Annotated in this window: 17 protein-coding genes; 8 read left to right on the forward strand and 9 right to left on the reverse strand. The window is 68.5% G+C overall.

The genetic code is table 11. The features are described 5' to 3' along the window. Positions 1–9: 9 nt before the first annotated feature. From Q0263_RS06240 to Q0263_RS06260, 5 genes are all read right to left on the reverse strand, one after another. Positions 10–993: a zinc-ribbon and DUF3426 domain-containing protein gene (locus Q0263_RS06240; protein WP_298014423.1), complete on the reverse strand. Its 984-nt coding sequence runs from the start codon at positions 991–993 to the stop codon at positions 10–12. Between the two features lie 18 nt (positions 994–1,011). Then, positions 1,012–1,926, reverse strand: coding sequence for a 50S ribosomal protein L11 methyltransferase (prmA, locus tag Q0263_RS06245; protein WP_298014425.1), 915 nt, complete (start codon positions 1,924–1,926; stop codon positions 1,012–1,014). A 9-nt stretch (positions 1,927–1,935) separates the two neighbouring features. Next, complete coding sequence (gene accC / locus Q0263_RS06250; protein WP_298014427.1) at positions 1,936–3,282, reverse strand: acetyl-CoA carboxylase biotin carboxylase subunit; 1,347 nt, start codon at positions 3,280–3,282, stop codon at positions 1,936–1,938. A 3-nt stretch (positions 3,283–3,285) separates the two neighbouring features. Next, complete coding sequence (accB, locus tag Q0263_RS06255) at positions 3,286–3,726, reverse strand: acetyl-CoA carboxylase biotin carboxyl carrier protein (protein ID WP_298014429.1); 441 nt, start codon at positions 3,724–3,726, stop codon at positions 3,286–3,288. 265 nt (positions 3,727–3,991) lie between these two features. After that, complete coding sequence (locus tag Q0263_RS06260) at positions 3,992–4,480, reverse strand: TlpA disulfide reductase family protein (protein WP_298014431.1); 489 nt, start codon at positions 4,478–4,480, stop codon at positions 3,992–3,994. A gap of 85 nt (positions 4,481–4,565) precedes the next feature. Here Q0263_RS06260 and mpl point away from each other — a divergent pair, with 85 nt between their 5' ends. The 6 genes from mpl to Q0263_RS06290 are packed head-to-tail and all read left to right on the forward strand — an operon-like array spanning position 4,566 to position 11,517. Next, positions 4,566–5,975 (forward strand): UDP-N-acetylmuramate:L-alanyl-gamma-D-glutamyl-meso-diaminopimelate ligase, encoded by a 1,410-nt coding sequence (gene mpl / locus Q0263_RS06265; protein WP_298014433.1) that lies wholly within the window; start codon positions 4,566–4,568, stop codon positions 5,973–5,975. Positions 5,976–5,990: 15 nt separating this feature from the next. Continuing rightward, positions 5,991–7,871 (forward strand): RNB domain-containing ribonuclease, encoded by a 1,881-nt coding sequence (locus tag Q0263_RS06270; protein ID WP_298014435.1) that lies wholly within the window; start codon positions 5,991–5,993, stop codon positions 7,869–7,871. A 5-nt stretch (positions 7,872–7,876) separates the two neighbouring features. Continuing rightward, a complete protein-coding gene (locus Q0263_RS06275) occupies positions 7,877–8,770 on the forward strand; it encodes an energy transducer TonB (protein ID WP_298014437.1) in 894 nt (297 codons plus the stop codon). After that, positions 8,767–9,471 (forward strand): monofunctional biosynthetic peptidoglycan transglycosylase, encoded by a 705-nt coding sequence (gene mtgA, locus Q0263_RS06280; protein ID WP_298014440.1) that lies wholly within the window; start codon positions 8,767–8,769, stop codon positions 9,469–9,471. The genes Q0263_RS06275 and mtgA overlap by 4 nt, the downstream gene beginning before the upstream one ends. A gap of 55 nt (positions 9,472–9,526) precedes the next feature. Then, positions 9,527–10,702 (forward strand): LPS export ABC transporter permease LptG, encoded by a 1,176-nt coding sequence (lptG, locus tag Q0263_RS06285; RefSeq protein ID WP_298014443.1) that lies wholly within the window; start codon positions 9,527–9,529, stop codon positions 10,700–10,702. Beyond that, on the forward strand, positions 10,699–11,517 hold the full coding sequence (locus Q0263_RS06290) for a symmetrical bis(5'-nucleosyl)-tetraphosphatase (protein ID WP_298014446.1): 819 nt from the start codon (positions 10,699–10,701) through the stop codon (positions 11,515–11,517). Before lptG ends, Q0263_RS06290 begins: the two co-directional genes overlap by 4 nt. Here the strand turns inward: Q0263_RS06290 and Q0263_RS06295 are convergent. The 4 genes from Q0263_RS06295 to Q0263_RS06310 form a co-directional block, all read right to left on the reverse strand. Continuing rightward, the gene (locus tag Q0263_RS06295) at positions 11,514–12,257 is read right to left on the reverse strand and encodes a lysophospholipid acyltransferase family protein (protein ID WP_298014448.1); all 744 of its coding nucleotides are present in this window, start codon (positions 12,255–12,257) and stop codon (positions 11,514–11,516) included. The genes Q0263_RS06290 and Q0263_RS06295 overlap by 4 nt on opposite strands. Before the next feature lie 61 nt (positions 12,258–12,318). Beyond that, positions 12,319–12,762, reverse strand: a complete 444-nt coding sequence (gene ruvX, locus Q0263_RS06300) for a Holliday junction resolvase RuvX (RefSeq protein WP_298014451.1) — start codon at positions 12,760–12,762, stop codon at positions 12,319–12,321. Then, positions 12,755–13,351 (reverse strand): YqgE/AlgH family protein, encoded by a 597-nt coding sequence (locus Q0263_RS06305; protein WP_298014453.1) that lies wholly within the window; start codon positions 13,349–13,351, stop codon positions 12,755–12,757. The genes ruvX and Q0263_RS06305 overlap by 8 nt, the downstream gene beginning before the upstream one ends. A 44-nt stretch (positions 13,352–13,395) precedes the next feature. Then, complete coding sequence (locus Q0263_RS06310; protein ID WP_043685094.1) at positions 13,396–13,560, reverse strand: rubredoxin; 165 nt, start codon at positions 13,558–13,560, stop codon at positions 13,396–13,398. A gap of 113 nt (positions 13,561–13,673) precedes the next feature. Here Q0263_RS06310 and Q0263_RS06315 point away from each other — a divergent pair, with 113 nt between their 5' ends. After that, entirely contained in the window at positions 13,674–14,483 is an 810-nt protein-coding gene (locus Q0263_RS06315; RefSeq protein ID WP_298014458.1) for a bifunctional hydroxymethylpyrimidine kinase/phosphomethylpyrimidine kinase, read from the forward strand. Continuing rightward, positions 14,480–15,121 (forward strand): thiamine phosphate synthase, encoded by a 642-nt coding sequence (gene thiE, locus Q0263_RS06320; RefSeq protein WP_298014459.1) that lies wholly within the window; start codon positions 14,480–14,482, stop codon positions 15,119–15,121. Before Q0263_RS06315 ends, thiE begins: the two co-directional genes overlap by 4 nt. Positions 15,122–15,125: the final 4 nt, after the last annotated feature.

Raw genomic sequence — 15,125 nt, forward strand, 5'->3', positions numbered from 1 at the left:
GCATATTCCTTAGGGATAGAACAGGTCCAACTGGTAGCCGTTGATCCGCAGGCCGCTGAGCGTCAGGGGCACCTGGACCAGGACCTCGGCGCCCGCGGCGAAAGGATGCCGGGCGGCATCGGCCCCCAGATACTCGGCCGGCGACAGATTGCGCCGCACCAGCAACGTGCCGGCCGCGTCCTTCAGATCCAGCACCAGCGTCGGCCATTCCTGCGCATGCTCGGCCCGGTTGCGCAGCGTCGCCTGCAACACGAACCGCTGCACAGGCGCGGCCTCCGCCGCGGCGGAGGGCGGCGCCGCCGATGCCTGCGGCACCGTATCCTGGACCTTCAGGGCCGAGCCGGTGATGGCCAGCCGCGCCAGATCTCGGGCGTAAGGCACCTGGCAGCGCAGGGACACGCAAGCCTGCTCCAGCCAGGGCCGCAGGGCCGGAACGGCCTGCGCCAGCTGGGAACGGTACACATAGGCCAGCTGCGCGCCCATCAGCGCCACCAGCGCGATCAGCAGCAGGCGGGCCAGCAGCCGGGCGATTCCGGACCACCACGGCTGCGCATCCGCGGGCCGCAACAGCGGCGCGGCCGTGCCGCCCTGGCTGCGATGCCCGGGCCGGGCCTCGACGACGAAGGACTCGGCCGGATCCGCCGTCTCCGCCGGAGGCTCCATCCAGAAATCGTCGGCCCTGTCGCCGGGACCTGCGTCCGGGGCGAACTGGCCGCGCCCGGAGCGAAACACCTGAGGGGAAAATTCGTCGCCCGCGTCATCGGGCTCGTAGGGTTCGGGCGCCGGCGCCGGCACGACGGGATCGCGGGGCGGGAAAGCGGCCGGCTCGACGGACGGCATGCCGGCGCCCGAGGCGCCGGAAACGACTTCGGCATAGCCGTCGAAGATATGCGAACACTGCACGCAGCGGATATAACCCTTGCGCAGTTGCAAATCTGACAGACTGGCTTCAAACACAGTGCCGCATTGCGGGCAACGTGTGGTCAGGTCCATGCCCCGGCCTCCCGTTGATCAGTCTTTGTGCCCGGCCAGACAGACCCAGCCGTCACGCGCCGCCCACACCTGCAGAGTCATCCAGGGCGCATAGGCCTGGGCAACCTCGTCAGCCTGGCGTTCCAGCACGCCCGACAGGACCAGCCAGCCCCCGGACGACACCCGGGACGACAGCATCGGCGCCAGGACCTTCAGGGGATTGGACAGGATGTTGGCCACCACGATCTGGCTGGCGCCGGCGGGCAGATCGTCCGGCAGACAGGCCTGGACCTGCACCCGGTTGACCGCCGCGTTCTGCGTGGTCGACAGGACCGCCTGTTCGTCGATGTCCACCCCGCGCACGGCGCCCGCGCCCAGAAGCCGGGCGGCAATGGCCAGGATACCCGAACCGCAGCCATAGTCCAACACGGTCTCGCCGCCCTGGAGATGCGCGGCCAGCCATTCCAGGCACAGGTGGGTGGTGGGATGGCTGCCCGTGCCGAAGGCCAGGCCCGGATCGAGTTCGATGCGGATGATGCCGTCCCCCGAGCCGCCGGCCGGCAGATCGGCGTCCTCTCGGTGCCAGCTGGGCACGATCCAGATGCGGTCGCCCACGGCGATCGGCCCGAACTGGGACTGGGTCAGACGCACCCAGTCCGCATCCGGCACGTCGCGCAGCAGCCAGTCGCCCGCGGCCGGCGCCGGGCCGGCCAGGCCGTCCAGGGCCGCCAGCAGCTGGGCGGGGTCGTCGCCGTCGGCCAGCAGGGCCACCAGGCGGTTGCGCTGCCAGGCCAGGGTTTCGGGTTCCGTGCCCGGTTCGCCGAAGAGCGCCTGTTCCTGATCGGTATCGCCGTCGGCGTCTTCGACGGACACCGACAGGGCGCCGGCTTCCAGCAGCGCGTCCGACCAGACTTCCGCCTGGTCGCGCCTGCAGCTGAGCACCAATTCACGCATGCCTCGACCCTATGACCGCTGGGCCAGTTTGTGTTCGAGGTAATGGATGCTGGTGCCGCCCTTGATGAAGTTCTCGTCCTGCAGCAGTTCGCGATGCAGCGGGATGTTGGTGCGCACCCCTTCGACGATCATTTCCGACAGGGCGATGTCCATGCGCATCAGCGCCTGGTGGCGATCGTCGCCGTAGGCGATGAGCTTGGCCACCATGGAATCGTAGTACGGCGGGACCGTGTAGCCGGTGAAGACGTGCGAATCCATGCGCACCCCGGGGCCGCCCGGCACGTGCCAGTTGGTGACCTTGCCCGGGCTGGGCGTGAACTTGTGCGGGTCTTCCGCGTTGATCCGGCATTCGATGGCATGCCCGCGCAGATGGATGTCGCGCTGGCGCAGCGTGAATTTTTCACCGGCCGCGATGCGGATCTGCCACTGGACGAGATCCAGCCCCGTGATCATTTCGGTCACGGTGTGCTCGACCTGGATGCGGGTGTTCATCTCGATGAAGAAGAATTCCCCGTTTTCGTACAGGAATTCGAACGTGCCGGCGCCGCGATACCGCATCTGGCGGCAGGCTTCCGCGCAGCGTTCGCCGATGCGCTCGATCAGGGCGCGGTCGATGCCCGGCGCCGGGGCTTCCTCGATGACCTTCTGGTGGCGGCGCTGCATGGAGCAATCGCGCTCGCCCAGCCAGACCGCCTTGCCCTCGCCGTCGGCCAATATCTGGATTTCGATGTGGCGCGGGTTCTCCAGGAATTTTTCCAGGTAGACCTCGGGATTGTTGAAGGCGACCCCGGCTTCCGTGCGCGTCATGGCCACGGAATTGATCAGCGCCCCGGCCTCGTAGACGACGCGCATGCCGCGCCCGCCGCCGCCACCGGCGGCCTTGATGATCACGGGATAGCCGACCCTTTCGGCGATCCGCTGGATTTCGGCGGGATCGTCGGGCAGGGCGCCGTCCGAACCCGGCACCACCGGCACGCCGGCGGCGATCATGGCCTGCTTGGCGCTGACCTTGTCGCCCATGGTGCGGATGCTTTCAGGACGCGGGCCGATGAAGACGAAGCCGCTCTTCTCGACGCGTTCGGCGAAATCGGCGTTTTCCGACAGAAAGCCGTATCCGGGATGGATGGCCTCGGCGTCGGTGACCTCGGCCGCCGAAATCAGGGCCGGCATGTTCAGGTAGCTGTCGCGCGGCGAGGCGGGCCCGATGCAGACGGATTCGTCGGCCAGGCGGACGTACTTGGCCTCGCGGTCGGCTTCGGAGTGAACCACCACGGTCTTGATGCCCATCTCGCGGCAGGCGCGTTGAACCCGCAGGGCGATTTCTCCGCGATTGGCAATCAGTATCTTTTCAAACATGGCTTAGGCAATGATGAACAGAGGTTGGCCGTATTCGACGGGTTCGCCGTTGTCGACCAGGATTTCCTTGATCACGCCGGACTTGTCGGCCTCGATCTCGTTGAGGAGCTTCATCGCCTCGATGATGCACAGCGGGTCGCCTTCCTTGACGGTCTGGCCGACTTCCACGAACGCCGGGGAGTTCGGATTGGGCGCGCGGTAGAAGGTGCCGACCATGGGAGCCTTCACCTGATGACCCTGGGGCGCGGCGGCCGGAGCCGGCGCAGCGGCGGGCGCGGCCGCCGGCGCGGCCACCACCTGGGCGGCCACGGGCGCCGGCGCCACCACAGGAGTCTGCGAGAACTTGACGATGCGGACCTTGCCCTCGCCCTCGGTGATTTCGAGTTCGGCAATCCCCGAATCGGCCACCAGGTCGATCAGTGTCTTCAGCTTTCTGAGATCCATGAGAAATGATTCCTGTGAGCAGGCCCGCATCGGCAGGCCATTCATGATGAAATGCGGGCGGCAGAAACAAATACGCCGTCGGTCCGCCCTGTTCGAACAGGGAAAATCCACGACGGCCACATCTGACATGACGCCCGGGGGTCTGCTGAAAAAGAGGCAGCCACAACCTGAGCGCATCAGCCCTTAAAGCGCCTTTTTACGCTAAAACCGTCGATTTGTCCATTAAATCGGGGGCGGAAAGGCTGTCCGCCATTTAAATTGAAACTTAAAGTATCCTGGCGACCCGGGACTGCAGGTCGTCCGGTTTGAGTTCACCCACGACCGTGGAGCTTTCGCGCCCATTGCGATCGAACAGGACCGTGAAGGGCAGGCCGCCGCCCTTGTTGCCCAGGTCGCGCATCAGGGGAATGCCCTGGGTGCCCGTGAGCAGCAGGGGATAGGAGACGGAGACCTTGTCCAGGAACCGCAGGACGTTCGCGCGGGTATCGATGGCCAGCCCCAGCACCGTCAGATCGGAATGCTGCTGGTGCAGGGATTCGAGCAGCGGCATTTCGCGCACGCAGGGCGCGCACCAGCTGGCCCAGAAATTCATCACCACCGGGCGGCCGACATAGGCGGACAGCGGCTGGGCGGCGCCCTGCAAGTCGTCGAACGAGCGGCCGAACACCGGGTCGGCCGGCAGCATGGCCGCGCGAGCCATCCCGCCACCGGCGGCCAAGCCCAGCAAAGCCCCCGAAGCCGTGCGCAAGAACAAGCGCCTGTCCATCCATTCACCCACCGTGAAACCTGTTGCCAGGTCATCATAGCATTGGGCCCTACAATACAGCCCGGAGGATACGATGCACGTACACATACTGGGAATCTGCGGCACCTTCATGGGCGGCCTGGCCCTGATCGCCCGCTCGGCCGGACACCGGGTCACGGGCTGCGACGCCGGCGTCTACCCCCCCATGAGCACGCAACTGCGCGAACAGGGCATCGACCTGGTCGAAGGCTTCGACGCCAGCCAGACCGGGCTGGGCGCCGACCTGTACATCATCGGCAACGTCGTCAGCCGGGGCAACCCGCTGATGGAGGCCATCCTGGATCGCGGGCTGCCCTACATATCAGGCCCGCAGTGGCTGGCGGAACACATCCTGCCGGGCCAGCACGTGCTGGCGGTGGCGGGCACGCATGGCAAGACCACCACCAGCGCCCTGCTGGCCTGGATCTTCGAACACGCGGGACAGCCCGCCAACTTCCTGATCGGCGGGGTCGCGCCGGATCTTCAGGTGTCGGCGCGCTATCAGGCCCGATCCCGCCACTTCGTCATCGAGGCCGACGAATACGACACGGCCTTCTTCGACAAGCGATCCAAGTTCGTGCACTACCGCCCGCGCACGGCGATCCTGAACAATCTGGAATTCGACCACGCCGACATCTTCCCGGATCTGGCCGCCATCGAGACCCAGTTCCACCACCTGGTGCGCACCATCCCCGCCAGCGGGCGCATCATCCGCCCCGCCGCCGGCGACGCCCTGGACCGGGTGCTGGCCAGGGGCTGCTGGACGCCCGTCGACACCTTCGGCCCGGACGGGCTGTGGCAGGCCCACGCGGATCCGGACGACGATCGCCGCTGCCGGATCCTGCGCGACGGGCAGGATCAAGGCTGGCTGGACTGGTCGATGGCGGGACTGCACAACCGGTCCAATGCGCTGGCCGCCGTGGCCGCCGCGCATCACGCGGGCATCCCAGTGCCGGCGGCGCTCGACGCCCTGCATGCCTTCCAGGGGGTCCGCCGGCGGCTGGAACTGCGCGGCACGGCGCAGGGGGTGGCGGTCTACGACGACTTCGCCCACCATCCCAGCGCCATCGCCACCACCATCGACGGCCTGCGGCGGCGCATCGGCGCCGGCCCGCGCATCCTGGCGGTCCTGGAGCCCCGGTCGAACACCATGAAGCTGGGCACCATGGCCGCCCGCCTGCCCGAGTCCCTGGCGCAGGCCGACCGGGTGTACTGCTACGGGGAAACCGCCGGCAAGCAGGCGCTGGGCTGGGACGCCGCGCAGGTCCTGGCGCCGCTGGGCGACCGCCTCGCCTGGACGGGTCACGACCTGCCCGCCCTGATCGACGTCCTGTGCCGCGACGCGCGGGCCGGCGACCAGGTGCTCATCATGAGCAACGGCGGCTTCGGCGGCATCCACCTGAAACTGCTGGACGCGTTGGACCGGCGCCCGCCGGGCGCCGCTTCGGACCAGCCCCCCCACTGACCCTACCTACCGTTTATGCACGTTCTCTACGAAGACGCCGGCAAGCTCAAGGCCGAAACCATCTTTTCCGAAGCCGACACCTCGCTGCAAGTGGAGTCGGCCTCCGGCAAGCGCAGCAAGATCAAGCGCAACAACGTCCTGTTCACGTTCGAGCAGCCCGCCCCCGACACGCTGCTGCCCAGCGCCGAAGCGCTGGCGGCGACCCTGGAGCCGGACTTCCTCTGGGAGTTCGCGCCGCAGGAGGAATTCGAAGCCGCCGCCCTGGCGGAAGATTATTTCGGCCACGCTCCGGACGCCGTGGAAAAGACGGCCCTGATCCTGGCCCTGTCGGCCGCGCCGGCCTATTTCCACCGGCGCGGCCGCGGCCTCTACCGCCCCGCCCCGCCCGACATCCTGCAGGCCGCCCTGGCGGCCATCGAAAAGAAACGCCTGCAGGCCGAACAACAGCAGCAGTGGACCGAGGCCCTGGTCGCCGGACAGCTGCCCGAGGCCCTGCGCGGCGTCGCCCGCACGTTCCTGGACCAGCCCGACAAGAACTCGCTGGAATGGAAGGCCTTCGACGCCGCCATCCAGCAACTGGGCGCCAGCCCCGAGAAGCTGCTGCTCTCGCTGGGCGTCTGGCCCGATCCGCTGAGCATGATGCGCGAGCGCTTTCTGGCCGCGCATTTTCCCAAGGGCACCGAATGGCCGCCCGTGGCGGTCGAGCCCTGGGGCGAGGATCTGCCCCAGGCGGACGTCGAGGCCTACTCGGTGGACGATTCCAGCACCACGGAAATCGACGATGCCCTGTCGGTCACGCTGCCCGACGACGACACCCTGTGCGTCGGCATTCACATCGCGGCGCCCGCCCTGGCCATTCCGCGCGGCAGCGCGTTCGACGACATGGCGCGCAGCCGCATGTCCACCGTCTACATGCCGGGCGACAAGATCCCCATGCTGCCGCGCGAACTGATCGCCGCCTTTTCCCTGGACGAGGGCCAGTGGCGCCCCGCCCTGTCGCTCTACATCACGGCCCGTCGACACGACGGCGAGATCCTGGCCACCGACACGCGGCTGGAACGCATCCGGGTCACGGCCAACCTGCGCCACGACCGCCTCGGCGGCGCCATCACGGCCGAAGCGCTGGCCGACCCGGACGCCGAAGTCCCCTACGCCCACTGGCTGCGGCCGCTGTGGCAGTTCGCGCAGCACCTGAGCGCCGCCCGCGATCAGGTGCGGGGCAAGCCGGAAAACAACGACCGCGTGGAATACAGCTTCGAGCTGGACGGCCCGGCCGACGACCCGGATTCGATCATCCGGCTGATCCCCCGCCAGCGCAATGCCCCGCTGGAGCGGCTGGTGGCGGAATACATGATCCTGACCAACACCCAATGGGGCGCCTTGCTGGCCCGCCACGGGGTTCCGGGCATCTACCGCTCGCAGCAGATGGGGCGCACGCGCATGTCCACCCAGGCGCTGCCGCACGAATCCATCGCCGTGCCGCAATACATCTGGTCCACCTCGCCGCTGCGCCGCTACGTGGATCTGATCAACCAGGGCCAGATCCTGGCGGCCGCCGAACACGGGGTGTCGGCCCGCCTGGTCGCCCCCTTCAAGCCCAAGGACGCCGACCTCTACGCGCTGATCGGGGCCTTCGACTCGCAATACACGCTGTGGGGCGAATTCCAGTCCTCCATGGAACGCTACTGGTGCATCCGCTGGCTGCAGCAGCAGGGTCTGCAGGAAGTCCGCGCCCACGTGCTGCGGGAAAACCTCGTGCGGCTGGCGTGCGCCCCCCTGGTGACCCGCATCAACGGCCTGCCCGCTTTCGAACGCGGCCAGGAGATCATGCTGGACATTCTGGGCTACGATGATCTGGGACTGGACATCGAGTGCCGCCTGCGCGAAGCGCTCTGAACGACATGACACAGCCGCAGCCTTCCTCCCTGCCGCTGCAGTTGCTGGAACCCCGCCATGAAGGCCGCAGCCGCATGGCGCTGGCCCTGCTGTTGTCCGTCTGCGCCCACGCGCTGCTGCTGCTCTGGCAGGCGGTCGCCCCGCCCGCCGTCACCCAGGAATCCCCGCTGGAAATCACCCTGGTCAACAGCCGCAGCGACCAGGCGCCGCTGCGGCCCCAGGCCCTGGCCCAGCAGAACCTGGATGGCGGCGGCGAACGGGACCGGGGCATGGCCGCGTCGCCGCTGCCGCGCACCAGCGAGGGCGATGCCGACGACATCGTGCTGGCCGCCATGCGCCGCCGCCAGGCCGAACTGGAGGCCGAACAGCGCCGCCTGCTGACGCAGCTGGAATCCGCGGACAAGGCGCCGCAGACCCGGCCGGCGCCCGAGCTGCTGGGCCAGAGCGCCGAACCCGGCGAAGACGAACGCCAGCAGGACAGCCTGGTGCTCAGCGCCCGCATCGCCGCGCTGAAAGACAGGATCGAACGCTACAACGCCCTGCCCCGGCAGACTTTCGTCGCCCCGTCCACGCAGGCGGCCGATTATGCCAGGTACGTCGAAGAGTGGCGCCAGCGCATCGAACTGATCGGCACGCAGCACTATCCGCCCGAGGCGCGCGGGCGCATCTACGGCGACCTGCGGCTGACCGTCTACATCCGCCGCGACGGGCAGCTGGATCACCTGGTCTTCGACCAGCCGTCCGATCACGCCATCCTGAACAGCGCGGCCCGGCGCATCGTCGAACTGGCGGCGCCCTTCCCGCCCCTGCCTGCGGAACTGGCCGCGCGCACGGACATCCTGGCCATCACCCGCACCTGGCATTTCACGCGCGCAGGCGTGGATACGGCATCCCCATGAACCTGCGCCGCCTGATCACCGCCGTCGTGCTGGCAGCCCTGTGCGCCGGTTTCCTGTATCAGGTCGGCCTGCTGGGGATGGTGGTCTGGTTCAATTTCCGCAATCCGTCCAACACGCCGATCATGCAGGACACCCTGTACGCGCTGCGGGCCCGCGACCCCGACGCCCGCCTGTCTTATGACTGGGTGCCTTATGACCGCATCAGCGTCCAGCTGAAACGCGCCGTGATCGCATCCGAAGATTCGGGCTTCGTGGAACACGACGGCGTGGAATGGAGCGCCATCCGCAAAGCCTGGAGCTACAACCAGCGCCAGGAATCCCTGGGCCACAGCCGCCGGCGCGGCGGCTCCACCATCACCCAGCAGCTGGCGAAGAACCTGTTCCTGTCGAATTCGCGCAACTATCTGCGCAAGGGCCAGGAACTGATCCTGACCTACATGATCGAAGCGGTGATGAGCAAGCGCCGCATCCTGGAACTCTACCTGAACGTCGCGCAGTGGGGCGCGGCCACCTTCGGCGCCCAGGCCGCCGCCCGCCACTACTTCAAGACCGATGCGGCCCGGCTGTCCGGCGCCCAGGCGGCGCAGCTGGCGGCCATGCTGCCCAACCCGGCCTACTACGACCGGCGCGGCGCCACGGGGTACCTGCGATCCCATGCCGCCACCGTGCGCGCCCGCATGTCGCAGGTCGCCGTGCCCTGATCCGGCCCCGCATGGGGATCAGAGTACTATTGAGGTTTTCCCCGCAGTCAGACCCATGCGCACGGCCCGACAGTATCTCGCCCGCGAAATCTACCGCTCGACGACCGTCGTGCTGGTGGCGCTCGTGGGTCTGTTCATGTTCTTTGCCCTGATCGAAGGCCTGGACAAGGTCGGCGAGCACCTGTCGCTGCTGAATCTGTTCTACCTGCAGGCGCTGGATCTGCCCAACCATCTGTACGAACTGCTGCCCATCGGCCTGCTGATCGGCGCGGTGCTGGCCCTGGCCGGCCTGGCCCAGCGCAATGAACTGACCATCCTGCGCGCATCGGGAGTCAGCGGCCTGAAACTGCTGGGGACGCTCTGGCTGATCACCATCCCCCTGGTTCTGGGGGCCTACATCCTGTCGGAATACATCACGCCTGCCGCCGAACTGCGCGGCAGCGAATCGCGCCTGGCGCTGATGGGCCGCACCGACGGCGGGCGCCTGTCCAGCGGCTACTGGTTCAAGGAAGGCGACGCCAGCGGCGGCACGCGCATCATCAACATCCACCGGCTGGACGGGCAGGGCCGGGTGCAGGGGGTCATCCTGTACGAATTCCGCCCCGACGATACCTTGCAGGCCTACGTCCAGGCCAAGACCGGGCAATTCGAACAGGGCCGGCTGAGCCTGCAGGACCTGACCGAAACCCGGATCCAGCCGCAATCGGCCGGCGCCCTGGCGGACGCCCGCGCGCCCGCATCGCCCATCGCCGAAGTCCTGAAACTGGATCAACGCAGCATCCCGACGTCTCTCAGCCCGGAACGGCTGATCGCCCGCATCCTGACGCCGGAACGCATGGCCATCACCGACCTGCTGGACTACATCCAGTATCTGCGCAAGAACCACCTGCAGACCGACCGCCAGGAAGTCGCCCTGTGGCGCAAGATCGCCTATCCCTTCACGCTGCTGGTCATGATGACCATCGCCGCGCCGATCGGCTTCATGCAGACCCGGCGCGGCGGGGTCGGCCCCAAGGTCTTCCTGGGCATCATCCTGGGCGTGGGCTTTTTCATGCTCAACCAGCTGGCGCTGAACGCCGGCATGCTGGGCGACTGGCCGCCCTGGGCCACGGCGCTGGTGCCCAGCCTGCTGGGCCTGTGTCTGGCGCTTCTCGCGCTGCTGGCCATGGAACACCGCCATCCCCTGGCGCTCTGGTGGCGCCAGCGGCGCCTGGAACGCAAACCCGCATGAGCGCTGCCAAGGACATCTGGGTCGTCGGCGACGTGCAGGGCTGCGCGGGCGCCCTGCGGGCGCTGCTGGCCCGGCCGGAACTGTCCGGGCCGGACACGGAAATCTGGTTCGCGGGCGACCTGGTCAACCGGGGACCGGATTCCCTGGGGGCGCTGCGGCTGATCCGCGGCCTGGGCGACCGGGCCCGGGCGATTCTGGGCAATCACGACCTGCACCTGCTGGCGCTCGTGGCCGGGGTCCGCAAGCAGGGCAAATCCGACACGGTGCAGGACATCCTGGACGCCCCCGACCGGGACGAGCTCATCACCTGGCTGCGCCATCGCCCGCTGATGGTGCGCGACCACGGCCACGTGATGGTCCATGCCGGCATCCTCCCCGCCTGGACGCTGGACCAGGCCCAATCCCTGGCGCGGGAAATCGAGACCGCCCTGCGGCAGGACGACTGGCCCCAGGCGGTGCACGACCTGTACGGCGAGGAGCCGCTGCAATGGGACGACGCCCTGAGCGGGCCGGCGCGCATGCGGGTGATCGTCAACGCCCTGACGCGCATGCGGGTCTGCCGCGCCGACGGCAGCATGGACTTCCATCACAAGGGCGGCCCGGACGCGGGCCCCGACCTGCATCCCTGGTTCGAACTGCCCGGGCGCCGGGATCTCGGCGAACCCGTGGTCTTCGGCCATTGGTCCGCCCTGGGCCTGAACATCCGGCCCGACAGCATCTGCCTGGACACGGGCTGCGTGTGGGGGCGGTCCCTGACCGCCCTGCGCCTGAGCGACCACAGTCTGATCCAGCAGGACTGCGCGGATTGCCGCTAGGCGTCCGCCCCGGTCACGGCCCGGCGCACGGCCGCGTGCGCCTGGCGCGACACCCGGCCGCGGTCCAGGTGCGGCGCCGGGCCGATCACCGACAGGAATTCGCATTCCACCACCACGCCCCAAGCGCCCAGCAGGAACCACAGGTTCGCCGCCAGCGTCTGGTCCCCGACGAAGGCCAGCTCCGGCGCGCGACGCCCCCTGCGCAGGAACCTCAAGGCCACGGGCTGCACCGGGACGGCGGACTGCACGGCCGCCTCGAAGAGCCCGGCGTGAAACGGCAGGATGTCCGCGCCGTCCGTCGTGGTGCCTTCCGGAAACAGGCCCACCACGTCGCCGTGCCGGAAACAGGCCGCCATCTGGCGCCCGGCCTCGCGCACCGCCTGGCGGTGGCGCCGATCGATGAACAGGGTGCCCGCCCAGGCCACCAGCAGGCCGATCACCGGCCAGCGCCGGATATCGCTCTTGGCGACGAAAGAGGTGGTGCGTACGCTGTTCAGGACGAAGATGTCCACCCACGACACATGATTGACCGCCCACAGCACGGCGCCCCGGCGCATCGGCCGCCCCAGGACGCGCACCCGCACGCCGCACAGGACCAGCAGCGCCCGGGACCAGCCGCCGACCACCGCCCGCCGCCGCGCCCGTGACAGGCAGGGAAACACCAGCAATTCCGTCAGCAGGCCCAGCAGAATCCAGGCCAGCACCAGCATCAACCGCACAAGGAACAGCAATAGCGCCACGGGCACTCCCACGCCCGGCCAGCCCGGGCAACGCCGCTCATCATACCTGCTGCCGTCCGCGCTAACGGCGCACGGGAACCCGGGACAGGTCGCCGGCCTGGTCGGGGCGGCCCGACTGCCGATCCAGGTAGCGCTGCAGGATGACTGCCGCCGCCATGGCATCGTCGGGGTCGTTGGAACCCAGGATGCGCTGGGCTTCCAGGCTGGAGCCGCGTTCATCGACCAGTTCGACCGGCACGCGGAAGCGGCCTTCCAGCTGGTGGGCGAAGCGGCGGCTATGCTGCGAGGCGGGCTGCTCGCCGCCCTCCTGCGTCAAGGGAAGCCCCACCACCACCCGATCCGGCTGCCACTCGTCCAGCAGCGCGCGGATCCGGGCGAAGCGCTGGTCGCGCGTGGCGGGCGTCAGGATGCACAGGGGCCGGGCCTGCGCCGTCAGCGTGTTGCCGACGGCGACCCCGATCTTCTTCAGCCCGAAATCGAAGGCCAGCAGGACTTCCTCAGGCATGGCCCGCGTCGCCGGTCAGCATGGACGAGCGAATGCCCAGCTGCGCCAGCGCGGCGTCATACCGCTGTTCGGCGGGCACGTCGAACAGGATTTCATGGGACGCCAGGACATTGAGCCAGGCATTGCGGGCCAGTTCGTCCTCGAGTTGCCCCGCGCCCCACCCGGCGTATCCCAGTGTCACCAGCAGGTGGGCGGGGCCATGGCCGGCCGCGACGTCCTGCAGCACGTCGCGCGACGTGGTCAGGGCGACGTCTTCGCCCAGCGGGATGCTGGAGTTGTATTCCCCCCGGGGCACGTGCAGGACGAAGCCCCGGTCCGTCTGCACCGGACCGCCGAAAAACACGGGCGATTCGCGCACCGGACCGATTTCCAGCGAGAGCGGCAGATCGATGCGCTGCAGCAGGTCGCCAATGGTGAGATCCGTGGGTCGGTTGACCACCAGGCCCAGCGCCCCGTGTTCGGTGTGTTCGCAGACGTAGATCACCGTATTGGCCAGTTCCCCCGACACCATGCCCGGCATGGCCAGCAGAAACTGTCGGGACAGGTCGATACGCGAACGGCTGTCGGAGTCATGCGTTTCCGTCGTCATGGCAGTCCCCTGAGTCCGGCCTTTCGGCCCATATGACTAGAGTATCAGATCTCGATCAGTTCGAAGTCTTCCTTGCGGGCGCCGCATTCGGGACACACCCAGTTGGGGGGAACGTCCTCCCACCGTGTGCCGGGCGCAATGCCGTCTTCCGGAAAACCGGCCGCTTCATCGTAGATCCAGCCGCAAATCAGACACATCCAGGTCCGCATGACAATCCCAACCTTGCAACAGGCCCGTCCGGTCACCGGCGGGCCGCATCCATTAGAATGGATGCCATAGTACCTAATCCGCCGGCCACGCTGCCGGCCAGTTGTCCGCACCCATGGCCTCGCCTCTCGTCTCCACCCTGTCCCTGCCTCTGATTTTCGGCTCTTTCGACCCCAGCGGCGCCAGTAACCTGCCGATCGACGCGGTCATCTGCGCCCGGATGGGCATGCACGCGGGATCGGTGGCGACGGCCATCCACGTGCAGGATACGACCGGCGTCGAATCCATCCAGCGGCTGTCGCCAGAACTGATCGACGACCAGGCCCGCTGCCTGCTGGAAGACATGGCGATCGGCTCCCTGAAGATCGGCCCGCAATACGACCCCGAAACCATCGCCGTGCTGGCGCAGATCGCCGCCGACTACAACACCCTGCCCCTGGTGCTGCAGCTGGGCACGCCGCCGTCGGTTCCCGACCTGGACGACCTGGACCCCGAAGACACGCTCAGCGCCCTGCTGGATCTGCTGGCGCCCCAGGCGCGGCTGGTGATCGTGGACGCCACGCTGCCCGAACAATGGGCCGGCCAGGGCCTGCTGTCCGCCGCGGGGGCCGACGACCCCGTCCAGGCCCTGCTGGAACTGGGGGCGGATCACGTGCTGTGCAGCAATGCGTCGCTGAGTTCCGGCCTGAACGGCCTGACCCTGCATTCCCGGGATCAGGCCAGCCGCCGCTGGCCGTGGTCGACGGCGCCGGTGCGGGCCAGCGACGGCGACAGCCTGCTGGCGACCGTGCTGACCTGCCTGCTGGCTCGGGGCCTGGACCCCGCCGAAGCCGCCCAGCAGGCCGTCGCCACGGCGACCAACCTGATGGCGCACCCCTTTCACCCAGGCATGGGCCAGCATCTCCTGCAACACACTCTATCATGACGAACCCACGCTTTCCCCGAGGCCTGTACGGGGTCACGCCCGACTGGGCCGACACCGACCGCCTGCTGGCCGCCATCGAACAGGCCCATGCCGGCGGCATGCGGGCGCTGCAATGGCGGCGCAAGCACGGCACGGACGGCGAACGCCGCGCCCAGGCCGCCGCCGTGCGCGCGCTGTGCCTGCGCCTGCAGTTGCCCCTGATCATCAACGACGACTGGCGGCTGGCCGCCGACCTGGGCGCCGACGGCGTGCATCTGGGCAAGGACGACGAGGCCATCGCCCCCGTCCGCCAGGCCCTGGGGCCGGACACGCTGATCGGCTGTTCCTGCTACGACCAGCCCGAGCTGGCGCGCCGACATCTGCGGGAAGGCGTGGACTACATCGCCTTCGGCGCGATGTATCCCTCGTCCGTCAAACCCGATGCCGTCCGCGCCACGCTGGACCACGTCCGCAGCGGGCGGCGGCTGACGGAAGATTTCGCGCCCCGCCCCGCCGTCGTGGCCATCGGCGGCATCGGTCCCGACAATGCCGCTCCGGTCATCCAGGCCGGAGCCGACAGCATCGCCGTGATCAGCGCCCTGTTCGAAGCCGCTGACGTGCGCGACGCCGCTCGCCGCTGCAGCGCGCTGTTTTCCTGACCCT

The organism is uncultured Castellaniella sp. (assembly GCF_937988725.1).
GTDB lineage: Bacteria > Pseudomonadota > Gammaproteobacteria > Burkholderiales > Burkholderiaceae_B > Castellaniella.